General features: G+C 63.4%; 17 protein-coding genes and 3 rRNA genes. 16 read left to right on the top strand and 4 right to left on the bottom strand.

Annotation, left to right across the window (positions count from 1 at the left end; all coding sequences use genetic code 11):
- Positions 1 to 876: a DUF4194 domain-containing protein gene (locus AC3IT0_RS21515; protein WP_489321657.1), complete on the top strand. Its 876-nt coding sequence runs from the start codon at positions 1 to 3 to the stop codon at positions 874 to 876.
- Positions 873 to 4304, top strand: coding sequence for an ATP-binding protein (locus tag AC3IT0_RS21510; protein ID WP_489321656.1), 3432 nt, complete (start codon positions 873 to 875; stop codon positions 4302 to 4304). The genes AC3IT0_RS21515 and AC3IT0_RS21510 overlap by 4 nt, the downstream gene beginning before the upstream one ends.
- A 120-nt stretch (positions 4305 to 4424) precedes the next feature.
- On the opposite strand, the gene AC3IT0_RS21505 is transcribed toward AC3IT0_RS21510, so the two are convergent.
- Positions 4425 to 4970, bottom strand: a complete 546-nt coding sequence (locus AC3IT0_RS21505; RefSeq protein WP_489321655.1) for a TetR/AcrR family transcriptional regulator — start codon at positions 4968 to 4970, stop codon at positions 4425 to 4427.
- Positions 4967 to 6940: an MFS transporter gene (locus tag AC3IT0_RS21500; protein WP_489321654.1), complete on the bottom strand. Its 1974-nt coding sequence runs from the start codon at positions 6938 to 6940 to the stop codon at positions 4967 to 4969. Before AC3IT0_RS21500 ends, AC3IT0_RS21505 begins: the two co-directional genes overlap by 4 nt.
- A gap of 208 nt (positions 6941 to 7148) precedes the next feature.
- Between AC3IT0_RS21500 and AC3IT0_RS21495 the strand changes: the two genes are divergently transcribed.
- From AC3IT0_RS21495 to AC3IT0_RS21475, 5 genes are read left to right on the top strand one after another with little or no spacing between them, the layout of a single operon-like run.
- Positions 7149 to 8240 (top strand): iron-siderophore ABC transporter substrate-binding protein, encoded by a 1092-nt coding sequence (locus AC3IT0_RS21495; protein ID WP_489321653.1) that lies wholly within the window; start codon positions 7149 to 7151, stop codon positions 8238 to 8240.
- A 10-nt stretch (positions 8241 to 8250) separates the two neighbouring features.
- Entirely contained in the window at positions 8251 to 9408 is a 1158-nt protein-coding gene (locus AC3IT0_RS21490) for a FecCD family ABC transporter permease (protein WP_489321652.1), read from the top strand.
- Positions 9409 to 9431: 23 nt separating this feature from the next.
- Entirely contained in the window at positions 9432 to 10511 is a 1080-nt protein-coding gene (locus AC3IT0_RS21485; protein ID WP_489323867.1) for a FecCD family ABC transporter permease, read from the top strand.
- Between the two features lies 1 nt (position 10512).
- A complete protein-coding gene (locus AC3IT0_RS21480) occupies positions 10513 to 11340 on the top strand; it encodes an ABC transporter ATP-binding protein (protein ID WP_489321651.1) in 828 nt (275 codons plus the stop codon).
- Positions 11337 to 12377 (top strand): siderophore-interacting protein, encoded by a 1041-nt coding sequence (locus AC3IT0_RS21475; RefSeq protein ID WP_489321650.1) that lies wholly within the window; start codon positions 11337 to 11339, stop codon positions 12375 to 12377. Before AC3IT0_RS21480 ends, AC3IT0_RS21475 begins: the two co-directional genes overlap by 4 nt.
- Positions 12378 to 12506: 129 nt before the next feature.
- Here AC3IT0_RS21475 and AC3IT0_RS21470 read toward each other — a convergent pair whose 3' ends face one another.
- A complete protein-coding gene (locus tag AC3IT0_RS21470) occupies positions 12507 to 12896 on the bottom strand; it encodes a glycoside hydrolase family 16 protein (protein ID WP_489321649.1) in 390 nt (129 codons plus the stop codon).
- A 932-nt stretch (positions 12897 to 13828) separates the two neighbouring features.
- Here AC3IT0_RS21470 and AC3IT0_RS21465 point away from each other — a divergent pair.
- Positions 13829 to 14674: an SGNH/GDSL hydrolase family protein gene (locus AC3IT0_RS21465; protein WP_489321648.1), complete on the top strand. Its 846-nt coding sequence runs from the start codon at positions 13829 to 13831 to the stop codon at positions 14672 to 14674.
- On the opposite strand, the gene AC3IT0_RS21460 is transcribed toward AC3IT0_RS21465, so the two are convergent.
- The gene (locus tag AC3IT0_RS21460) at positions 14671 to 14958 is read right to left on the bottom strand and encodes a YciI family protein (protein WP_489323866.1); all 288 of its coding nucleotides are present in this window, start codon (positions 14956 to 14958) and stop codon (positions 14671 to 14673) included. The genes AC3IT0_RS21465 and AC3IT0_RS21460 overlap by 4 nt on opposite strands.
- An 82-nt stretch (positions 14959 to 15040) precedes the next feature.
- Between AC3IT0_RS21460 and AC3IT0_RS21455 the strand changes: the two genes are divergently transcribed.
- From AC3IT0_RS21455 to rrf, 8 genes are all read left to right on the top strand, one after another.
- Positions 15041 to 15532: a MarR family winged helix-turn-helix transcriptional regulator gene (locus AC3IT0_RS21455; RefSeq protein ID WP_489321647.1), complete on the top strand. Its 492-nt coding sequence runs from the start codon at positions 15041 to 15043 to the stop codon at positions 15530 to 15532.
- 2 nt (positions 15533 to 15534) lie between these two features.
- Positions 15535 to 16296, top strand: coding sequence for an SGNH/GDSL hydrolase family protein (locus AC3IT0_RS21450; protein WP_489321646.1), 762 nt, complete (start codon positions 15535 to 15537; stop codon positions 16294 to 16296).
- A 254-nt stretch (positions 16297 to 16550) separates the two neighbouring features.
- Positions 16551 to 16787, top strand: coding sequence for a 50S ribosomal protein L28 (rpmB, locus tag AC3IT0_RS21445; RefSeq protein ID WP_011693744.1), 237 nt, complete (start codon positions 16551 to 16553; stop codon positions 16785 to 16787).
- A complete protein-coding gene (rpmG, locus tag AC3IT0_RS21440; protein WP_013602737.1) occupies positions 16787 to 16954 on the top strand; it encodes a 50S ribosomal protein L33 in 168 nt (55 codons plus the stop codon). The genes rpmB and rpmG overlap by 1 nt, the downstream gene beginning before the upstream one ends.
- Before the next feature lie 4 nt (positions 16955 to 16958).
- The gene (gene rpsN / locus AC3IT0_RS21435) at positions 16959 to 17264 is read left to right on the top strand and encodes a 30S ribosomal protein S14 (protein WP_026266887.1); all 306 of its coding nucleotides are present in this window, start codon (positions 16959 to 16961) and stop codon (positions 17262 to 17264) included.
- Positions 17265 to 17907: 643 nt separating this feature from the next.
- A 16S ribosomal RNA gene (locus AC3IT0_RS21430) occupies positions 17908 to 19433 on the top strand.
- Positions 19434 to 19943: 510 nt separating this feature from the next.
- Positions 19944 to 23083: ribosomal RNA gene (locus AC3IT0_RS21425) — 23S ribosomal RNA — on the top strand.
- 220 nt (positions 23084 to 23303) lie between these two features.
- Positions 23304 to 23420: ribosomal RNA gene (gene rrf, locus AC3IT0_RS21420) — 5S ribosomal RNA — on the top strand.
- The 16S, 23S and 5S rRNA genes sit together here, the layout of an rRNA operon.
- The last annotated feature ends 177 nt before the right edge of the window (positions 23421 to 23597 follow it).

Genomic DNA, 23597 nt, shown 5'->3' with positions numbered 1-23597 from the left:
ATGACTGAAGAAATTACGACGGCGGTTGAGTCCGAAGCTCCGATGGTTGAGCCTGGGGCCACGCCTGCCGGGTTCCCTGGCCGAGCTAGCGACGTTAGGGGGCAGGTGGGGAGCGAAACCCAGGAGATTTCGACAAGCTCAATCACCAGGGGCGCCGGACATTCGCCCCGCGACACGTTTGTGGACGGCGCGGCGTTGTTTCCCGGCGACACCGGCGTTCTCTCGATGAAGGTGCGCCAGGCGCTGGTGAAGCTGTTGAAGGGCCCGTATGTCGACGGCGGCCGGGACGAGAAGCTGTGGACCACCCTGCTGGACAACCAGACCATCCTGCGCAGCCGCCTGTCCGAGCTGTTCCTGACCCTGCAGCTGGACCACGAGCGCAAGATCGCCGTCCTGCGTCCGGTGGATCCGGAGGCCATCGGCGGCAGCGGCCGATCGAGCATCCTGCGCCAACAGCGTGCCCTGAGCCGCGTGGAGACCATCGTGCTGCTCCGCCTGCGGATGCTGCTGGACCGCCACGTCACGGCCCAGACCGATGCCACCATCACACGCGAGGAAATCGCTGACCTCGTGGCCCACTACCAGCCCGCCGGACAGCAGGACGCACTGCGGGATTCCGACGTGGTCACCCGCGCCATCACCAAGCTCCTTGCCCGCCAACTGCTCCTCACCACGGGCCTGGACGATGTCTACACCATCTCCAACGCCCTCCCGTTGGCCCTCCCCTTCGAAAACATCGGCGACATCCCAGCCCAAATCGAGGCCCTGGTAGCAGCCACCACAGACCCCACAGGCACAGAACCCCTGATAGAGCTCGCCGCGGACCCCGTAGCTGAACCCACCGAAACCGACGACGACACAGAGGAAGCCAAGTGAGCATCGCAACCATGCTGCCGATGGGAGAGCTCACGAACCCGGGCCAGATGCGCCTTGCCTTGGTGCAGGTGGTCAACTGGGGCACGTTCCACGGGGCGCACACTATGCACGTGGATCGCAACGGAACCCTGCTGACGGGCAACTCGGGCGTGGGCAAGTCCACGCTGTTTGATGCCATGCTGCGCGTGTTTGATGCCCGGCCGCGCTCAAACGAGGCCGCCGCCCAGCGTGCCGGCGGTGCTGTGGAGGACAAGAGGACCACTTTCACGTACATGCGCGGCAAGGTGGGCGACAAAGCGGTGGGCGAAGGCTCGGCCAGTGCGTTCCAGCGCCCCGGTGCCACGTGGTCCGCCGTCGCGCTGACGTTCGATAACGCCGCGGGCACCCGCATCACGGTGTCCGCTCTGTTCGACCTACCCAAAAACGGCACGGAGTCCAGCGTCGGGCGTTTCTACCTGATCGACAGCAAGCCCCTGGACCTGCCAGCCATCGAGGACATCGCGGAAAAGCGCTTCACCAAGGCCGCGCTGGAGACGATCTTCCCGGACGCCCAGATCTTCGACGTCCACAAGGCCTTCGCGGAGCGTTTCCGCAGGCTCCTGGGCATCAGTTCGGACCAGGCCCTGCCCCTGCTGCGGGTGATCCAGGCCGGCAAGGGCCTCGGCGGCAGCGTCAATACCTTCTTCCGCGACCAGGTCCTGGACGCCCCCGCCACCCTCGCCGCAGCGGACGACGTTGTGGAGGAATTCAGCAACCTGATGTCCATCCGGCAGCGGCTGGAGGATGTGCGGCAGCAGCGGGACCAGCTGGCCCCCGTGCCCGGCCTGAACAAGGAATACGCGCAGTCACTCCTGGACGCGAACCGGCTCCGTGAGCTGTCGGGCGAGGAGTTCGAGGCCTACAAGCAGCAGCTCGCCGTCACTGTGCACCAGAAAACGCTGGCCCGGTTCAAGGAACTGGCCCAGGCGAAGGCCAAGGAGCTCGGCGCCGAGCGGTCCGTCAGGGACGGGCTGGCCAAGGAACTGCGCCAGCTCGAGACCGACTATAACAACCAGGGCGGCAATGCGATCTCCGCGATCGAGCAGTCGCTGGACAACGCCAAGGTGGGTCTGCGGCTCCGCGAGCAGGTGGAGGAAGCGGCCCGCAAGGCCCTCTCCGACGCCGGCCTGCAGCTGGAGTGGACCGCTGAGGGCTGGGAACAGGCCCACGAGCAGGCTGCCGCCAGGTCGGCCGAGCTCAAGGATGACTCGCAGGCCCTGCAGGAGCTCCGCTTCGAAGCCTTCGACGGCCACGCCACCAAAAAGCGTGAGCTGGCCGCAGCCCAGCAGGAGCTGCTGTCCCTGAAGACGCGCAAGTCCCTGCTGCCGCCGTCGAGCATTGAAAACCGTGCGGCAATCGCCGCGGCTACCGGCGTTCCTGAAGACCGGATGCCGTTCGGCGGCGAGCTGATGGACCTCGCCGAGGGGGAGGAACAGTGGCGGCCGGCCGCGGAGCGCGCCCTCCGGAACCTCGCCACCACGTTGCTGGTCCCCGGCGAGCATTTCGCCGCGGTGACCCGCTACCTGAACGACAACAAGGTACGCGGCGCCTTGCGCGCAGTGGACGTGTCCAAGCCGCTCGCGGGCGGCGCCCTCGCCGTGGAGGACGCGCACGACGGCGACCTGCTCACCAAGCTGGACATCCTCGCCAGCGGCGCTGTGGCGGACGCCGGGGAATGGATCCGGGAGCGGATCGCCCTCGATTTCGCCTACCCGTGCGTCGAGGACCCCAACGAGCTGGCCGCCCTGGACAAGGGCCTGAGCCTGGGCGGTGTGGTCAAACGCAACCGGCACACGGTGGAGAAGGACGACCGGTTCACCAGCCGCCAGGACTACGTACTCGGGTTCGACAACGCCGCCAAGCTGGAGCTCGTGGCCGCCCAGGTGGAGGACCTGCAGCAGGAACTCGCCAAGGCCGCCGAGCTGGCGCAGAGCCGTGAAGAGTCGCACCAGGGCATGAGCCGGCAGCTCGATGCCCTCCGTCGAATCGCGGAGGACCACCGGCCCTGGGAACAGGTTTCGGCCGCCGTCGCTGCCGATGAACTCACCCGGATTGAACAACGGCTCAAGGATGCCCTCGAGGCCCAGGCCGACCTGGAACCACTGCGGGCCAACATCGAAACGGCGCGGCAGAAACACCAGGCCAGCACCGAAGCCGCAGCAGTCCTGCAAAGCGAATACAAGGCACTGGACCGGCAGCTGAGCGCTGCCGATTCGCTGCTGGAAGCCGCGCGGACCCGCCTGGAGCAGGCGCCGCCGTCGGACGCCACCGTCACCGCGCTGGAACCGTACTTCACCGACTTCGGTGACGTCAGCGAGATGCATGAGCTGGACAACCTGGCCAACCGCGTCCGGACGGTGCTGCTCGGGGAGCTGCACGCCGCCGAGACGCGCGGGCAGGCAACCTCCGAGCGGCTGACCCGGATCTTTGAGGGTTTTGTGCGCGAGTGGGGGTCCGCGATCTCCGCGGACCACGGCACGTCCATCGGTGCGGCGGGGGAGTTCGAGGGCCGCTACCACGCCATCATCAGCGACGGCCTGCCTGCCCAGGAGTCCGAGTTCCGGCAGTTCTTCAACCAGCGCACGCACGAATCGTTCAGTACGCTTCTGCACCTGCTGGATGAGGAACGGCGCTCCATCACCAGCCGCATCCTGCCGCTCAACGGCATCCTGTCCGAGGTCAACTTCCACGAGGGCAGCTTCCTGGAACTGGACATCAAGCAGACCCTGCCGGCCACGGCCAAGCAGTTCAAGGACGCCATCCAGAACGCGCTGAAAGCCCGGCACACGCGGCCCGCCCGCGGTGCTGCGGACGCCAGCGGGGACGACGACGCCGAGCTCACCGCCCGGTACAAGACACTCGAAACGCTCGTTAAGCGGCTCGGCTCGCCCACGCCGGAGGACCGGCGCTGGCGCGCCGAAGTGCTGGACGTCCGCGGGCACCTGTTCATCCAGTGCAAGGAGCACCGGGAAACCGGCAAACGGACCGACGTTTACATGCACGCCGACACCGGCTCCATGTCCGGCGGCGAGCGGCAGCGCTTCACGGCGTTCATCATGGCCGCGGCGCTCAGCTACCAGCTGGGCATCGCCGAGCAGGGGTTCACCACGTACGGCACCGTGATGATGGATGAGGCGTTTGTGCTCGCCTCGGAGGAGTTTGCCGGCGCCGGGATTAAGGCGCTGCACGAGTTCGGATTCCAGCTGCTGCTGGCCGCTCCGGAGAACGTGATTGACCTGTCCCGGCACCTGGGCTCCGTGACGGAGATCCTGCGGGACAAGCGGACCAACCGCTCCGGCGTGCTCACCGCCCCGGTGATCCGGCCCCGGCCCGGCGCGGAAGGTCAGTGGCGGTCCGAGGCGAACCCCGTGGACATCGTGCTCCGCTGACCGCTGACCGCTGACCCGGACGCTCTCTCACCTTTGGGGCCTTTTTCACCAAGGCTCTCTCACTTGCCTCAAGAAAGTGAGAGAGCGTTGATGGAAAACCTGCGTTTAGTGAGAGAGCGTTCAGTTGGCAGCGGTGCAGGCGTCGATCTGGGCCTGGACGATTGCTCCGTAGTGCGCCACCAGTTCGTCAAAGTCCCAGCCGTCGAAAAGGCCCAGGGTGCGGACGGTCTCGCCGAAGCCGGTCATCAGGGCCACCACGGTGGACGCGAACCGGCGGTCCGGCGTTGTGTCCCCGATCAGCTGGGCCAGGGAGGCGACGTAGCGTTCGCGGATCTCGGTCCGCGCGGCCTCGGGGTCGGGGGAGTCCAACACGGCGAACGGGATGATGGCCCACGGCTCCTGCGCCCCGCGTTCCCGGCGCATCAGCACCCGGAACACGAGGGCCCTGCCGAGTTCCGACGTCGGGACCTCCAGTTCGGCGAGCTGCGACTCGTCGGGCCGGACGGCGGCGTAGAGCTTTTCCTTGGAGAGGAACAGTTTCATGACCAGCGCGGCGGAAACGCCGGCCTCTGCGGCGATGTCCCGCACCGTGACGGCGCGGTAGCCGCGTTCCCCGAAAAGGCGGCCGGCGGAGCTGAGGATCGCGTCGTGGCTGGGGCTGCTCACGCTCCCACCCGCTCTCCGGAGATTTCCGCCACAGCCGGTACGGCGAAGTCCAGCGTCGTGGAGCGGTTGTCGATCGCGAGCTTCTGCGCCATCGCCTGGTGTGTCACCGGATGAAGCATACTCACGACATAGCGGCCGGCGACGGGCAGGGGGAAGGCGTACCCGCCGTCGTCATCCGTCCGGGTGGTGGCCACGTGCCCGCCACTGGCTTCCAGGAGCGACAGCACTGCGCCTGCCAGCGGCTCGTTGCCGGCGGTGACCGTTCCGCCCACTTCCAGCCGGTCCCGAAGCAGGAAGTTCTGGTGCAGGGTGCGGCCGTCGAAATCAAAGACCTCGGCCATGGGCGCCCAGCCGGCAGTATTGGCCACCATCAGGTACTTCCCGGCGCCCGGCAGCGCGACGGAGTAGTTTCCTTCCGTGTCCACCCGGCTCCAGTCCACCGGCTCGCCGTCGGTCTGGAGGACGGTGACGACGGCGGGGGTGAGGGGGCGGTGGTCGGGTGCCAGGACGCGCCCCTGCACCACCAGTTCGGCAGCGCCGGCCGCGGAAACCGGTGGGCGGCGGACCCCGGCGGCTCGGGGGATGAAGACTGCGGCCAGCATCGATGCCCCCGAGGCCAGGGCAGCCAGCCAGAAAATGTCCTTGAACGCGTCGAATGAAGGGAGCCGGGTGTCACCAACCGTCAGCGTGACCGAGGTGAAGACGGCGGCGATTGCCGCACTCGAGGTTGAGGTGCCGATGGCTCGGACCAGGCTGTTCAGGCCGTTCGCGGACGCCGTTTCCGTAATAGGCACGGCACCCATGATCAGCGTGGGCATGGCCGCGTACGCGATGGCCGTGCCCACGCCCACCACAGTTGATCCGATAATCACCCAGGCGATGGAATCGTAGAAGAAGACCCGGCCCACGTAGCCCGCAACCAGCACCAGGGCCCCGGCCATGAGCGCAGTCTTGCCGCCGAAGATCCGGATGATGCGTCCGGACAGCGGCGCGAACACCACCATGGCCAGCCCGGAGGGGACCATGCACAGCCCCGCGGTGATCACATTCAGTTCGAAGCCGTAACCGGTGACGGCGGGCATCTGGAGCTGCTGGGTGGTGAGGAGCATGTTGGCGAACATGGCGAAGCCGATCAGCAACGAGGCCAGATTGGTCATCAGCACGGGGCGGCGGGCAGAGGTCCGCAGGTCAACCATCGGCTGGCGGACTTTCAGTTCATACGGGACCCAGACCGCCAGCAGGATGGCCGCGGTGAGGAACAGCAACAGCACCGGCTCGGATCCCCAGCCCCAGGCGCCGCCCTTGGAGATCGCCAGCAGCAGGGCCGCCAGGGCTGCGGAGAGCACCAGCGCTCCCGCGTAGTCGAAGCGCCCGGGTGTCCGGACCTTGGACTCGGGGACCACCAGGGCCACGGCAACAAGCAGCAGTGCGCCGGCGGCAGCGGAAACCCAGAAGATCGACGCCCACCCCAGGCTCTCGTACAGCACTCCGGCCAAGGGCAGGCCCAACGCGCTGCCGATTCCCAGGGTGGCGCTCATCAAGGCAACCGCGGAGCCCATCTTCTCCCTGGGCAGCTCATCGCGCATGATGCTGATGCCCACCGGAATCAGGGCCGACGCGAAGCCCTGGAGCGTCCTGCCGATGACCAGCCACAGGAAGGATCCGCCAACCGCGGCAATGACCGAACCGGCCACCATGATCGCCAGGCAAACCACCATCATCTTGCGTTTGCCGTACATGTCCGCGCTGCGGGACACGATGGGCGTTGCCACGGCGCTGGCGAGCAGGGTGGCGGTCACCAGCCAGGAGGCGTCGTCGGCAGTGACGCCCAGGATCCGGGGGAAATCCGGAAGGAGCGGCACAACCAGCGTTTGCATGAGGGCCACCACCGTGCCGCTAAGGGCCAGGACGGCGGTGATGGCGGACGGGGACGGGTTGCGTTTGGTGGCGAGGGTGTTGGAACGCGGCATCAGCAAGCTTTCAGGTGTGGACCGGGAAGGGGCGTCATGGTGAACGCGCGTTTACCCCTTAAAAGTGAACCACCGTTCACCCCCTGCCGGCAATGACCTGCGGCTATATGTTGCGTCACATGGGCAATTACGCAATACAAAGCTTTTCTAATTGTGAGCAGGCTAGGCTACCCTTACTTAGGTTCGCATCATTCACCTAAGGAGTTCCGTGACTTCCCCCCTCTTCTCCGGCCCGAGCGCCACCCGCCGCACGCTGTTCAAGTCAGCCGGCAAGGCAACGGTCGTTCTGGCCGCCGCGGCACTCACGCTGTCCGCCTGCTCGACCGGCCCCGCGTCCTCCACATCGGACGCCAGCACCTCCAGCTCCAGCAGCTCGCAGTTCCCGGTCACCATCAAGCACGCCTTCGGTGAAACCACCGTCAAGGAACAGCCCAAGCGCGTAGTCACCGTTTCCTGGGTCAACGACGACGTTGCCCTTGCCCTCGGCGTTGTTCCGGTGGGCGTCCCCAAGAACGAATGGGGCGGCAACGAGCAGGGCTCCACTCCCTGGAAGGACGCGGCGCTGAAAGAACTCGGCGCGGGCTTCGGTTCCGACAAGGCCCCGGTCCAGTTCTCCGAGGCTGACGGCATCAACTTCACGGAAATCGCCAAACTCACCCCTGACGTCATCCTGGCCGCCTACTCCGGCCTGACCGAGGAGGACTACAAGAAGCTCACCGAGATCGCACCCGTGGTGGCCCACCCCGAGGTTGCTTACGGAACCTCATGGCAGGATGCAACCTCCATCATCGGCAAGGCCTTGGGCAAGAACGCCGAGGCAACCAAGCTCATCGCCGATACCGAGGCCACCGTCAAGGCTGAAGCTGCCAAGTACCCGCAGATCGCCGGCAAGAGCTACATCTACGGTTACACCGATCCCGCCGACCTCACGGCTACGGGCTTTTACACTGCCAATGACAACCGTCCGAAGTTCCTGTCAGCCATCGGGATGAAACTGGCCCCGGTCGCCGAGAAGGCTTCCGCCGGCTCAAAGGACTTCTTCGTGACATGGTCCGCCGAGAAGGCCAACGAACTTGAGGCCGATATCTTCCTGAGCTCCGTTGAGGATGCCGCGACCGGTGCGGCTGTGAAGAGCGACCCCCTTCTGGGCCAGATTCCGGCCATCAAGAACGGCGCATTCGTTGCCGACGCGGACAAGAGCCTTGTCCTGGCAATCTCCGCCTCCTCGCCGCTGAGCCTGCCGTGGGCGCTGGACACGTTCCTCCCGCAGCTCGCCACCGCCGCGGACGCAGTGAAGTAAGCACCGTTCCATGACGGAAAGTACGACGACGGCACCCGCCGAACAGCGCGAACGGACACTTGGGGCCCCGGCCGGGTCGCAACAAGGGCCTCAAGTGTCCGTTCGCGCCGGTCGATTGGCTAGCGCCGGTGGATTGGCTAGCGCCGGTGGATTGGCTAGCGCCGCCGGGAACGCCAGAACCAGGCAGGCCGCCTGGCTGCTGGCCGCCGTCGTCGTACTTTCTTTGTTGGCTGCCGCTTCCTTGGCGATCGGCGCCCGGGGCCTTTCCCTGGCCACGGTGTGGCAGGCGCTCACCCAGTTCGACGCCGCCAACGGGGACCACGCCGTGGTCCACGCGCGCATCCCCCGCACCGTCCTGGGCGTGCTCGTCGGCGGTGCCCTGGGCCTGGCCGGCGCCGCCATGCAGGGCGTTGCCCGCAATCCGCTGGCCGATCCGGGCATCATGGGCGTCAACGCCGGAGCCGCGCTGGCCGTGGTCACCGGCATCTACCTTTTCGGCGTCACCTCCCTGAGCGGCTATATCTGGTTCGCTTTCCTCGGCGCCGGAGCCGCCGCCGTCGTTGTTTACCTCGTCGCGTCCATGGGCAGGGACGGTGCGACGCCGGTCAAGCTCGCCCTCGCCGGCGCCGCGCTCAGCGCAGGGCTCTATTCCCTGATGAGCGTCATTCTCGTTTCCAGCCAGGACACCCTGGACCGCTTCCGTTTCTGGCAGGTGGGCGGAATCTCCGGCCGCGACTGGGCAGTGGTGCTCCCGGGCCTCCCGTTCCTGGCCGTCGGGGCACTTATTGTTCTTGGCACCGGCCGCATCCTCAACAGCCTCGCGTTGGGTGACGACACCGCCCGGGGCCTCGGCCAGCGGGTGGGACTGACCCGGGGCGTCACCGCCCTGGGCATCGTGCTGCTGTGCGGTTCCGCGACCGCATTGGCCGGGCCGATCGGCTTTGTTGGCCTGGTCATTCCGCACGCGGTCCGGTCACTCACCGGGCCCGACTACCGCTGGATCCTACCGTTCTCGCTGGTCCTCGCCCCGGCACTGTTGCTCGGCGCGGACATCATCGGCCGGGTTGTGCTGCTCCCCGGCGAGGTTCCGGCCGGGATCATGACCGCACTTGTTGGTGCGCCGGTCTTCGTCTGGCTCATCCGCCGCGGCAAGGGGGCCGGGCTGTGACCACGCTCGAAACCCCCGCCGAGATGGCACTTGACGGCAATCGCACCCGCAAACATTGGCATGAACTGCCATCTCGCGTGCTGACCCCGACCTTTTTCCTGGCCCTCGGCGTCGTGGTTATCTTCGCCGTGTACGTCCTCCTGGGCAGCTACACCGTGACTATCCCCGACTTTTTCAAGATCCTCATCGGACACCTGACCGGCGGCGAGAAAATCCCGGGCGCAAGCTTCATTGTTATGGAGAACAAGCTGCCCCGGGCCGTCATCGGCGTGATGATCGGTGCCGCGTTCGGCCTCTCCGGCGGCCTGTTCCAGACCATGCTCCGCAACCCGCTGGCCAGCCCGGACGTGATCGGCATCAGCTACGGAGCCAGCGCCGCCGCGGTCACCGCCATCGTGATCTTCGGCGCCACAGGTCCAGCCGTGTCCGGAGCGGCACTCGGTGGCGCGCTGGGCATCGCAGCCCTGATCTACGCCATCTCCCGCGGACCGTCGCTGGGCTCAGGCGGCGGCAACCGGGGGAACGCCGCGGGCAACCGGCTGATTCTGGCCGGTGTGGGCATCGCCGCCGCCCTGCATGCTGTGGTCAACTTCATGATGACCCGCGCGGACATCCGCACGGCGGCCGACGCACTCGTCTGGCTCAACGGCTCCCTCAACTCCGCCAACTGGGACCGGGCGGGCATGCTCTCACTGGCGCTGCTGGTCCTGGTCCCCGCCGTCATCGCCCTTGCCGGGCCGCTGCGCATCCTGGAACTCGGCGACGACGCCGCGGCCGGGCTGGGCATCCGCGTCGGGTTCACCCGCCTCGCTGTGGTGGTCACCGCCGTCGCACTCGCCGCGGTGGCGACGGCGGCTGCCGGGCCGGTCTCGTTCGTCGCCTTCCTGGCGGGCCCCATCGCGCGGCGCTTCACCCGCAAAGCCAGCCTCCCGGCGTCGGCCCTGGTGGGTGCGGTGATTGTCCTCACCGCCGACTACGTCGCGGCCAACCTCGCCCCCTTGCTGCTGGACGGCACCGTGCTGCCCGTCGGTGTTATCACCGGCGCGCTCGGTGCCCCGTTCCTGCTGTGGCTTCTGGTCACGGCCAACCGAAAGGATGCCTGACATGGCCGTTCTCAGCGCCCAGGACCTCACCCTCAAATACGACCAGCGCTGCGTGGTGGACGGCCTCACGGCGGAAATCCCCGAGGGCAAAGTGACCATGATCGTGGGCGCCAACGCCTGCGGCAAGTCCACGCTCCTCCGCGGCCTCTCCCGCCTCCTCAAACCGGCCGCCGGTGTGGTCACGCTCGACGGCAAGGACATCCACGCCCGCCCCGCCCGTGAACTGGCGCGCACCCTGGGGCTCCTCCCGCAGCACCCCACCGCGCCGGACGGCATCGCTGTCCGCGACCTCGTGGGCCGCGGCCGGTATCCGCACCAGGGCTTCTTCCGCAGCTGGAGCACCGAGGACGACGCCGCCGTGCAGCGCGCGCTCGAAGCGACAGAAACGCTGGAACTCGCTGAGCGGAACGTCGATGAACTCTCCGGCGGCCAGCGCCAGCGCGTCTGGATCGCCATGGCGCTGGCCCAGGAAACCGACGTGCTCCTGCTGGATGAACCCACAACTTACCTGGACCTGGCGCACCAGGTGGAAGTCCTGGACCTGGTCACGGATCTGAACCGCAAGCGCGGCACCACCGTGGCCATCGTCCTGCACGACCTGAACCTGGCGGCACGCTACGCGGACCATGTCATCGCCATGAAGGGCGGCGAGATCGTGGCCCTCGGTGACCCCATAACTGTTGTCACCGAAAAGCTGGTCCGCGAGGTCTTCGGCCTTGAGTCCCGGGTGATTCCCGATCCGGTCTCGGGCACCCCCCTGATTATTCCCATCGGCCGTCACCACGCCACCGTCAACGAAGCCGTCAACGAACTGGAGCTCGTTTCATGAAGACCCGCGACATCGCCGCCACCGAGCCCATGACCCTGGCCTTCGAGGTGACCGTTTCCTCGGTGCAGGAGCTGAGCCCCAACTTCCGCCGGATCACCTTCGGCGGGTATTCGCTGCGTGACTTCGGCGTCCACGGGGACACCATGGACCTGCGGATCAAACTCATGATCCCGTCCCTGGACGAGGACGGCACAAAGCTGCCCCTGCCGGTGTTCGAAATGGCGCAGGCCGGCTGGTACCGGGAATGGCTGGCCATGGACCCCTCCGTGCGCGGCTCCATGCGGACCTACACCGTGCGCCGGTCACGGCTGGAATCGGTGTACCCGGAGATCGATGTGGACTTCGTGATGCACTTTGACGCCGAAGGCAATGGCGGCCCGGCCGCGAACTGGGCCCTCAACGCCAAGCCGGGCGACGCCATCACCATCATCGGCCCCAACAACCGGGCCGCACACTGCGTGACCGCGGAGATCTACTCCGGCATCGAATGGCGGCCGGGCATGGCCCAGCGCGTCCTCCTTGCCGGCGACGAAACCGCCATCCCCGCGATCTCCGCCATCCTCGAAAGCCTTCCCGCGTACATGACCGGCCACGCTTTCCTTGAGGTGCCGGAGGCGGGTGACTTCCTGGACCTCAAGACGCCCGCCGGCGTCGAGATCACCTGGCTTGCCCGCGGCGCGGCCATCGGGCGGTCCCGCCCCCACGGGGAGATGCTCCAGGAAGCCGTCCGCCTGGCCGTTCCGGTGCCGGGCTGGGTGGCGATCAAGGCGTCCGACGGCGGCGCGGGCCCCGAGCCGGAGGACGTCAACGTGGATGTAGACATCCTCTGGGAGACCCCTGCGCGGATGGACACCGCGGCGATCGGTGCCACCAAGAACCCGGACATGCCCGCAGGCGCCATGCCTTTCTACGCCTGGATCGCCGGTGAGGCAGCCGTCATCAAGGACATGCGGCGGTACCTGGTGCGCGACGTCGGGATCGACCGGAAGCAGGTTGCCTTCATGGGGTACTGGCGGCAGGGCAAAGCCGAGGTCTAAAGCCTTCCGTCGTATGCGGCGGTTGGGTGCGCCGCAACCGCGCCCCTACGCAAGACAGCGGCTGCGGCTCGTTGGGCCTTCACGGCCAAACGCTCTCTCACTTCCTGTGGGTTTTTTCCTAACGCTCTCTCACTTGTATACGCGGACCCAATCGACCTGCATCTGCGAGGGCTTGGTGGCGGAGCCGTCCGGGAACCAATCCAGCTGCAATGTCTGTTTCATGGCGACCGAGGGCTGGTGCGCCGGGTTCGTGTCGGTGAAGGTCTTCACTCCGTCGACGTATCCGGTGATGGCGGCCGGGGTCCACTCCACCGCGTAGTTGTGCCACTGTGTGCCATCGACGGGCGTCGCCGTTGTGGTCTGGAAATCCGCTCCACCACAGGCGTAGTGCAGGAAGAACCTCATCAGGGAGGTGACTGAGCTGCCCTCGGCATAATCGATCTCGGCACAGTTCGGGGCATCGTTGTTGTTGAGGATCAGGACCGGGTGGTATTTCGGGTCCCGTGCATTGGTTTTCATGCGCGTTTCCCAGCGACCATACTTTTGTTGCGCGAACTTTGCCGACATGCCGCCCGTGGTGCCGGCTGCGTCTCCGCTAACAGTGGCCACGCCGTTGGCAACCGACCAAGCCTGGGGGCTGCGCAGGCCTTTGCCTGCGTGCCCTGCACTATTGTAGACACTCCATTTTGTCCGGTCCGGTGCGCCGGTGTTGGAGAATTCGTCGCCCGTCAGGACCGGGCCCCAACCGAAGGCGGCAGCTGCCTGCGCACCGTCACCCGTCGTGGCGAGAGCCTGGCCGGCTGCGGGCAACGGCTGGGCCGGGGCCGGGGCAGCTGCAAGCGCGGGCGCCGGCGGGGTGACGGCTGTCGCCGGGGTTGCCGCCGCCGAAGCGGGGGTCTGGCCGCTGCTCGAAGCCGTGGGCGCCGGAGATGCTGCGGCTGAAGACGCCGTGGCTGCGGCAGTTGGGGCTGGAGTGGCAGGTGCGGACGCACGGCCAGCCGAGGATGGGGCAGACGCCCCATTGGTCGTAGGGGCTAGGCCGCATCCCGTCAGGGACACAGCACCCATGGTCATTACGATGGCTATTTTCTTGAACAAGATACCTCCGGGCTTAGGACTGGAAGAAACGACTGATGCACCTGAGACGGTGCCGAGTGCGGAAAGCATCCTTGGGCCCCTTGGCAGGGCCGGAGCTAGCAGGCGCCGAAGGGGCGCATCCGGGGTCCAGTGATCGGGCGCCCGGGGCCCTGCATTGGGGCCAGCCGCCAACGTTACCTGACCGTGACCTTCGGCCGCAAAAATGTGACAAAGGCTGAGCAGCTGGACACACCTTGCACCCGGCCCTGGTTCGCAAACGCTCCCTCGCACTCTGCCTCTAGATCTCAACCCTTCTGCACATCCTGTTGCTGTCCGTTTACCTTGGCGTTTCTTTGGGCGGTTACTTTCAGTGGATGGGTTCTAATCCTTTACTTTCGGACCGTGAGGGCCGGCGGGTGTTTGTCGCTTTGGGGGACTCGTTTACAGAAGGTGTTGGGGACCGGGATGAGCGGCTGCCCAACGGGGTCCGGGGGTGGGCTGACCGGGTGGCGGAGAAACTGGCCAAGGCTGAGCCGGGGTGGGAATATGCCAACCTGGCCATCAGGAGCAAGCGCCTGCGTCAGGTCATCACCGAGCAGCTGGAACCGGCACTGGCCATGAAGCCCACGCTGATCACCCTGTACGCCGGCGGAAACGACATCCTGGACATCGGCACGGACATGGCCGCCTTGATGGACGAGTACGAGGACCTCGTGGCGCGACTCGCCGGGACCGGGGCCACGGTGGTCCTGTTCACCGGCTTCGATGTCAAAGTCTCGGCCGTTCTGGAGCTGCTGAAGAAGCGGAACACGGTCTACAACGAGCGGGTCCGTGAGATCGCCGCGGAATACGGGACGGTCCTGGTGGATTACTGGTGCCTGGACGCCTTCCATGACCGCCGGATGTGGGACTCGGACCGCCTCCACATGTCCAAGGCGGGCCACAAGTACCTCGCAGGGCAGGTGCTGGACCAGCTCGGGGTGCCCCACAAAATCCGGCTCAAGGACTGGGACCTGCCGGCGCGGCTCAGCCTGCGGGAGTGGGAGCAGCGGCAGCGGCGTTGGGTGAATGACTGGGTGCTGCCGCTTTTTGGCCGCAAAATCAGGGGCGTCACGCTGGGGGATACCCTCGCGCCGCGTTGGCCAGAACCCGTCAAGGTGCCGCGGAAGCGTGGACTGAAGAAGCTGGCGGACAAAACCCGGGCAACCGCGGAGTCTTAGGTATCCAGCAGGTTCTCGAAGCCAGGCGCCACCCTGTTGGCCGCGAATTCCATGATTTCGAACTCCGCCACGCCGTTGACGTAAAAGGGGTCCTTGGCCAGGCTCGCCTCCAACGTTGGACGGTCCGTCCTGGACAGCAGCAGACCGCCCGTCCGGGGGACCTTGCGCCCGGCGGCGACAAAAACGCCGTCGTCAAAGGCCTTCTTCAGCCATTCAACGTGGCCGTTCAGATGGAACTCCACGATGTCTTCGGGCACCTTGTAGGTCAGCGACACAACATACATACGGTCAGCGTACTCGGATGCGTCCACCGGAACTGGAGCGTCACTTGAAATCTCAACCACGCTCTGCTTCTAGAATGGACGCATGACCGAACCGCGCTGGCTCAACGCCGACGAACGCCGTGCCTGGCTGGCACTCCTGAGCATCAACACGCTGCTGCCGGCTGCCCTGGACAACCAGCTCCACACCGCCGGCAAGGTGTCCCTCTTTGATTACAACGTTATGGCCATGCTGTCCGAAGCCGAGGGCCGCTTCCTGCCGATGAGCCAGCTGGCCGCCCGCACCAGTTCGTCGCTGTCCCGGCTCTCGCACGTGGTGGCCAAACTGGAGAAGCGCGGATGGCTGGAGCGGCGTCCGCACCCCCGCGATGCCCGCGTCACCACCGCACACCTGTCCGACGTCGGGATGGCCACTTTGGTGGCACTCGCACCGGGGCACGTGGAGGCGGTGCGCACCAAGTTCCTGGACGCCCTGACGGAACGTGATGTCAATGACCTTGCCCGCATCGGCGAAAAGATCGTTGCCCGGCTGGACGATGGCCACTGGATCCTGCGCGACACTGACGGCCAGTCCTAGCCATGGACTTTTCGACCCGGTATGTAGCGCTCGGCGACTCTTTCACGGAGGGGGTCGGGGATGGCGATCCCGGCCGCCCCAACGGTGTCCGCGGGTGGGCGGATCGCGTGGCGGAGCAGTTGGGCGCGGCGGATCCCGGCTTCGGCTACGCCAACCTGGCCATCCGCGGCAGGAAGCTCCGCCAGATCATGGCAGAACAGGTGGACGCCGCCGTCGAACTTAACCCCACCCTGGTGACCATTTACGCAGGTGCCAACGACATTCTGCGGCCCAAGATCGACATCGACGATCTGCTGGCGGAGTACGACGCCGGCATCCGCAAGCTGGCGGCCACCGGCGCCACAGTGGTGATGTTCACCGGCTTCGACGCACGCGGCTCGAAGGTCTTCAGCACTATGCGCGGCCGCACCGCCATCTACAACGAACTGGTCCGCGGCATCGCCGGCGACCACGGGGCACTGCTCGTGGACTACTGGCGCTTCACCGAGTACTACGACTGGGGCATGTGGGCCCAGGACCGGATGCACATGTCCGCCGCCGGGCACGCCAACATGGCCAAACGCGTCCTCACCGTCCTGGAGCACGACCACTCGATCGAGGTCCCGCCCATGACCCCGGTGCCCGAACTGAACCGGGCCGAAGCCATCCGCGCCAACGCCCGCTGGGTCCGCGAATTCGCCGGCCCATGGGTGGTCCGCCGCGTCACCGGCAAGTCCTCGGGCGACGGCCTGGCGCCCAAGTACGCGCAGCTCATCCGGCTCTGAAGCGACGCCTCCTTATACACTGTCCGAGCCTCGGATTGGTCTTTAATTGCGTGAACTCGTAGACTTGGTGAGCGCTAAGTGCGCGGAGCGTGCGCAATTGCTCCGGTGGCCCGGTAATTTTCTCCAGGGTAGCCGGTAGTTAGGGGCTCAAGTTGCGTGACTAACCGTTCACCCTGATCACTTTGGGTCGCACTTAGCCGCATGATCCTGCAGCAGATATGCGGATCATTACATTCAATTCTTGAGGAGAAGTCATGGCAGCACACTGCCAAGTGACCGGAGCCGAGCCGGGCTTTGGGCACAGCATTTCGCACTCGCACCGTCGCAACAAGCGTCGGTTCGATCCGAACATCCAGAAGAAGCGCTACTGGGTTCCGTCCCTGCGCCGTAACGTCACGCTGCAGGTTTCTGCTCGTGGCATCAAGACCATCGACGTACGCGGCATCGACGTAGTCGTCGCCGCCATCCTTGCTCGGGGAGTGAAGCTCTAATGGCTAAGGACAAGGACGTACGTCCGATCATCAAGCTCAAGTCGACTGCGGGCACGGGTTACACCTACGTGACGCGGAAGAACCGTCGTAACGACCCGGACCGTATGGTTCTGAAGAAGTACGATCCCAAGATCCGTCAGCACGTCGAATTCCGAGAGGAGCGCTAAACACATGGCTAAGAAGTCAATGATCGCAAAGAACGAACAGCGTAAAGTCATCGTTGAGCGTTACGCTGCAAAGCGCCTCGAACTGAAGAAGGCTCTGGTTGACCCCAACTCGACCGACGAAGTTCGCGAAGCAGCACGCCTCGGCCTGCAGAAGCTTCCCCGCAACGCGTCGCCCGTCCGTCTGCGTAACCGCGACATCATCGACGGCCGTCCCCGCGGTACCTTCCAGAAGTTCGGTATCTCCCGTGTTCGCTTCCGCGACATGGCTCACCGCGGTGAGCTCCCGGGCATCACCAAGTCTTCCTGGTAATCCAGCACCGCTGATTCCAGCTGCTTGAGAAGGGCCGGCAACCGTTTGGTTGCCGGCCCTTCTGCATTTAAGGCTTCCGGCGGCCGTTGTGCTGCAGCTCACAGACCTGACGTACGACGACGGCGCCCGGTTTCGGGTGCCAATGCCGGCTTTGGGCCCGGAATGGCGGGGTTAGGGGCGGTTGTGGGGGTGGATTTGCGGTGGGGGGTGGGTGGGTGTATTGTTTTCTAAGTCGCCGCGAGGGGAACAGCGAAGAGCTGGTTACCGCGGGCGGCCAAACCCCCTAATTCAAGACCAAATGTTGGTTGTTCTTTTGAGCGCCTTTGTTTGGTGGGGATGTGTTTTCTGCTGGTGCGGGTCCTGGAATATGGATTTGCATCGGGGCGGGAAACCGGGTAACTTTGAAAAGTTGCTCCGGAGCGATCCACGGCCGATATGTTGGTTGTGGTGGTGCCGGGTGTGTCTGTTGTTTGAGAACTCAATAGTGTGCCAAGTTTGTTGATACCAATTTATTGTATTGAATTGGTTGAATTTGCCGGGCCCGCCACCCCGTGGTGTGGTCTGGTGTTTTTAGCTGGTTTCAAATTTTGTGCAGCCATTTTATCCTGTTATTTCCGGGGTTGGTGGTTGTGTCTGTTTTTCTTCAACGGAGAGTTTGATCCTGGCTCAGGATGAACGCTGGCGGCGTGCTTAACACATGCAAGTCGAACGATGACCCGGTGCTTGCGCCGGTGATTAGTGGCGAACGGGTGAGTAACACGTGAGTAACCTGCCCTTAACTCTGGGATAAGCCTGGGAAACTGGGTCTAATACCGGATATGACTCCTCATCGCATGGTGGGGGGTGGAAAGCTTTATTGTGGTTTTGGATGGACTCGCGGCCTATCAGCTTGTTGGTGAGGTAATGGCTCACCAAGGCGACGACGGGTAGCCGGCCTGAGAGGGTGACCGGCCACACTGGGACTGAGACACGGCCCAGACTCCTACGGGAGGCAGCAGTGGGGAATATTGCACAATGGGCGAAAGCCTGATGCAGCGACGCCGCGTGAGGGATGACGGCCTTCGGGTTGTAAACCTCTTTCAGTAGGGAAGAAGCGAAAGTGACGGTACCTGCAGAAGAAGCGCCGGCTAACTACGTGCCAGCAGCCGCGGTAATACGTAGGGCGCAAGCGTTATCCGGAATTATTGGGCGTAAAGAGCTCGTAGGCGGTTTGTCGCGTCTGCCGTGAAAGTCCGGGGCTCAACTCCGGATCTGCGGTGGGTACGGGCAGACTAGAGTGATGTAGGGGAGACTGGAATTCCTGGTGTAGCGGTGAAATGCGCAGATATCAGGAGGAACACCGATGGCGAAGGCAGGTCTCTGGGCATTAACTGACGCTGAGGAGCGAAAGCATGGGGAGCGAACAGGATTAGATACCCTGGTAGTCCATGCCGTAAACGTTGGGCACTAGGTGTGGGGGACATTCCACGTTTTCCGCGCCGTAGCTAACGCATTAAGTGCCCCGCCTGGGGAGTACGGCCGCAAGGCTAAAACTCAAAGGAATTGACGGGGGCCCGCACAAGCGGCGGAGCATGCGGATTAATTCGATGCAACGCGAAGAACCTTACCAAGGCTTGACATGAACCGGAAATGCCTGGAAACAGGTGCCCCGCTTGCGGTCGGTTTACAGGTGGTGCATGGTTGTCGTCAGCTCGTGTCGTGAGATGTTGGGTTAAGTCCCGCAACGAGCGCAACCCTCGTTCTATGTTGCCAGCGCGTGATGGCGGGGACTCATAGGAGACTGCCGGGGTCAACTCGGAGGAAGGTGGGGACGACGTCAAATCATCATGCCCCTTATGTCTTGGGCTTCACGCATGCTACAATGGCCGGTACAAAGGGTTGCGATACTGTGAGGTGGAGCTAATCCCAAAAAGCCGGTCTCAGTTCGGATTGGGGTCTGCAACTCGACCCCATGAAGTCGGAGTCGCTAGTAATCGCAGATCAGCAACGCTGCGGTGAATACGTTCCCGGGCCTTGTACACACCGCCCGTCAAGTCACGAAAGTTGGTAACACCCGAAGCCGGTGGCCTAACCCCTTGTGGGAGGGAGCTGTCGAAGGTGGGACTGGCGATTGGGACTAAGTCGTAACAAGGTAGCCGTACCGGAAGGTGCGGCTGGATCACCTCCTTTCTAAGGAGCACCTACAGTCACCTTGCCCCGTGTATGCGGGTGTGGAGGGGTTGTCAGGAGTATATGCCCGTTGCGCAGACGCAAGTTCTGCGGCGGGTGCTCAAGGGTGGAATATCAACAAATAGCGGCCGCTTGTTTCTTTCCTCGCCCAGTACGGTGGTTGGTTGTCCTTCGGGATGGCCGTCTCTGCCTGGAACGGTGCGGGTTGGGGGTGGGTGGTTTAGTGTTTGGCACACTGTTGGGTCCTGAGGCAACAGGGCCGGGTTTTCCCGGTACTTGTTTGTTTCTGGTTTCCTGGCTGCACCGATCATGCATGGTGCTTCTTCCTTCGGGGAGGGGTGTGTGTGGGGTGTGTGGTATGGGGTTGTTGTTTGAGAACTACATAGTGGACGCGAGCATCTTTTATAAGAAGCAATTTCCAAGAATTATGAACCTGGATCTGTCCGCACTCTTTTGGGGTGTGGGTGGTTTCTGTGGTTCTCTCGAAAATTAGTTTTTTTGATCTTTTGTGGTCAAGTTTTTAAGAGCACACGGTGGATGCCTTGGCATTAGGAGCCGAAGAAGGACGTAGGAATCTGCGATAAGCCTGGGGGAGTCGATAACCGGACTGTGATCCCAGGGTGTCCGAATGGGGAAACCCCGCCAGGGGCGCGAGTCGCCTGGTGACCCGCATCTGAACACATAGGGTGCGTGGAGGGAACGCGGGGAAGTGAAACATCTCAGTACCCGCAGGAAGAGAAAACAATAGTGATTCCGTTAGTAGTGGCGAGCGAACGCGGATCAGGCTAAACCGTTCCATGTGTGATAGCCGGCGGGCGTTGCATGGGCGGGGTTGTGGGACTTTCCGTACCAGTTCTGCCGGACTGGTGGGGTGTGATGTGCAGGCATAGGTGAACGGTCTTGAAAGGCCGGCCAGAGAGGGTGTGAGCCCCGTAACCGAAATGTTTTGTGCCGCCTGGAGAGTATCCCAAGTAGCACGGGGCCCGAGAAATCCCGTGTGAATCTGTCAGGACCACCTGATAAGCCTAAATACTCCCTAATGACCGATAGCGGACCAGTACCGTGAGGGAAAGGTGAAAAGTACCCCGGGAGGGGAGTGAAACAGTACCTGAAACCGTGTGCTTACAATCCGTCGGAGCAGCCTTGTAGTTGTGACGGCGTGCCTTTTGAAGAATGAGCCTGCGAGTTAGTGTTACGTCGCGAGGTTAACCCGTGTGGGGAAGCCGTAGCGAAAGCGAGTCTGAATAGGGCGTTGCAGTGGCGTGATCTAGACCCGAAGCGAAGTGATCTACCCATGGCCAGGTTGAAGCGACGGTAAGACGTCGTGGAGGACCGAACCCACTTCAGTTGAAAATGGAGGGGATGAGCTGTGGGTAGGGGTGAAAGGCCAATCAAACTTCGTGATAGCTGGTTCTCCCCGAAATGCATTTAGGTGCAGCGTTGCGTGTTTCTTGCTGGAGGTAGAGCTACTGGATGGCTAATGGGCCCTACAAGGTTACTGACGTCAGCCAAACTCCGAATGCCGGTAAGTGAGAGCGCAGCAGTGAGACTGTGGGGGATAAGCTTCATAGTCGAGAGGGAAACAGCCCAGACCACCAACTAAGGCCCCTAAGCGTGTGCTAAGTGGGAAAGGATGTGGAGTTGCGAAGACAACCAGGAGGTTGGCTTAGAAGCAGCCATCCTTAAAAGAGTGCGTAATAGCTCACTGGTCAAGTGATTCCGCGCCGACAATGTAGCGGGGCTCAAGTACACCGCCGAAGTTGTGGATTTCAGGCAATAACCCAGCCGGTCCCTCGTGGATCCGGTTCAGGTGTCTGGAGTGGTAGGGGAGCGTCGTGTGGGCAGTGAAGTCGCGGTGTAAACCAGCGGTGGAGCCTACACGAGTGAGAATGCAGGCATGAGTAGCGAAAGACGGGTGAGAAACCCGTCCGCCGAATGATCAAGGGTTCCAGGGTCAAGCTAATCTGCCCTGGGTAAGTCGGGACCTAAGGCGAGGCCGACAGGCGTAGTCGATGGACAACGGGTTGATATTCCCGTACCGGCGAAAAACCGTCCATGTTGAACAGGGGATACTAACCGCCCGAGACCTGCCCGCCCACCCTTCGGGGTGACGTGGGTTTTGGTGGAGCGCGGGACCTGATCCTGGGAGGCAAGCGTATTAACAGGTGTGACGCAGGAAGGTAGCCAAGCCGGGCGATGGTTGTCCCGGTCTAAGGATGTAGGGCGAACGGTAGGCAAATCCGCCGTTCATGATGCCTGAGATCTGATGGGACCCCCTCACGGGGGGATTTGGTGATCCTATGCTGCCGAGAAAAGCATCGACGCGAGGTTTTAGCCGCCCGTACCCCAAACCGACACAGGTGATCAGGTAGAGAATACTAAGGCGATCGAGAGAATTATGGTTAAGGAACTCGGCAAAATGCCCCCGTAACTTCGGGAGAAGGGGGGCCCCAACCTTGAACACCACACGCTGGTGGGAGGGGATCGGGGCCGCAGAGACCAGGGGGAAGCGACTGTTTACTAAAAACACAGGTCCGTGCGAAGTCGCAAGACGATGTATACGGACTGACTCCTGCCCGGTGCTGGAAGGTTAAGAGGACCGGTTAGCCCGCAAGGGCGAAGCTGAGAATTCAAGCCCCAGTAAACGGCGGTGGTAACTATAACCATCCTAAGGTAGCGAAATTCCTTGTCGGGTAAGTTCCGACCTGCACGAATGGAGTAACGACTTCCCCGCTGTCTCAACCATAAACTCGGCGAAATTGCAGTACGAGTAAAGATGCTCGTTACGCGCAGCAGGACGGAAAGACCCCGAGACCTTTACTATAGTTTGGTATTGGTGTTCGGAGTGGCTTGTGTAGGATAGGTGGGAGACGTTGAAGCCCGGACGCCAGTTCGGGTGGAGTCATCGTTGAAATACCACTCTGGTCACTTTGGACATCTAACTTCGGCCCGTAATCCGGGTCAGGGACAGTGCCTGATGGGTAGTTTAACTGGGGCGGTTGCCTCCTAAAAAGTAACGGAGGCGCCCAAAGGTTCCCTCAGCCTGGTTGGCAATCAGGTGTCGAGTGTAAGTGCACAAGGGAGCTTGACTGTGAGAGAGACATCTCGAGCAGGGACGAAAGTCGGGACTAGTGATCCGGCGGTACATTGTGGAATGGCCGTCGCTCAACGGATAAAAGGTACCTCGGGGATAACAGGCTGATCTTGCCCAAGAGTCCATATCGACGGCATGGTTTGGCACCTCGATGTCGGCTCGTCGCATCCTGGGGCTGGAGTAGGTCCCAAGGGTTGGGCTGTTCGCCCATTAAAGCGGTACGCGAGCTGGGTTTAGAACGTCGTGAGACAGTTCGGTCCCTATCCGCTGCGCGCGCAGGAAATTTGAGAAGGGCTGTCCTTAGTACGAGAGGACCGGGACGGACGAACCTCTGGTGTGTCAGTTGTACTGCCAAGTGCACCGCTGATTAGCTACGTTCGGATGGGATAACCGCTGAAAGCATCTAAGCGGGAAGCTCGCTTCGAGATGAGATTTCCATACACCTTGTGTGTGAGAGGCCCCCAGCCAGACCACTGGGTTGATAGGCCGGATGTGGAAGCGAGGACTAACGACTCGTGAAGCTGACCGGTACTAATAGGCCGATAACTTACACCACACACCACCCCGCAAACCTAGTCAAAAGAGGTTTGCACCACGGGGTGGTAAAAAGAAACAAGACTGCTTGCGTCCACTATGTGGTTCCCAAACAACAAACCCGTCCATACGACGGCACGTTGTCCAGGGAACAAAAACACAACAAAATAACAACACCACAATGTTGTAACCACAAAGTTTTCCCACCCCACGGCACAGCCGGCAGGGTGCGGAGCAAGGGTTACGGCGGTCATAGCGTGGGGGAAACGCCCGGTCCCATTCCGAACCCGGAAGCTAAGACCCACAGCGCCGATGGTACTGCACCCGGGAGGGTGTGGGAGAGTAGGTCACCGCCGGAACATCATTACAGGTCGAGAGCCCCCCAACCACCAGGTTGGGGGGCTCTCCCACATTAACCACCCAAAACCAAAAACACCGCCTTCGTGCTGCCTGCCGTGAATTCCGGCACACCACCGCCCGCCGGCACCCCACCCAACGCCGCGGCACCCCACCCAACGCCGCGGCACCCCACCCAA

Source organism: Pseudarthrobacter sp. KH_020_B (assembly GCF_057840185.1).
Note: the sequence above shows the minus strand (reverse complement) of the source record. Positions and strands in the feature narration are given on the sequence as shown.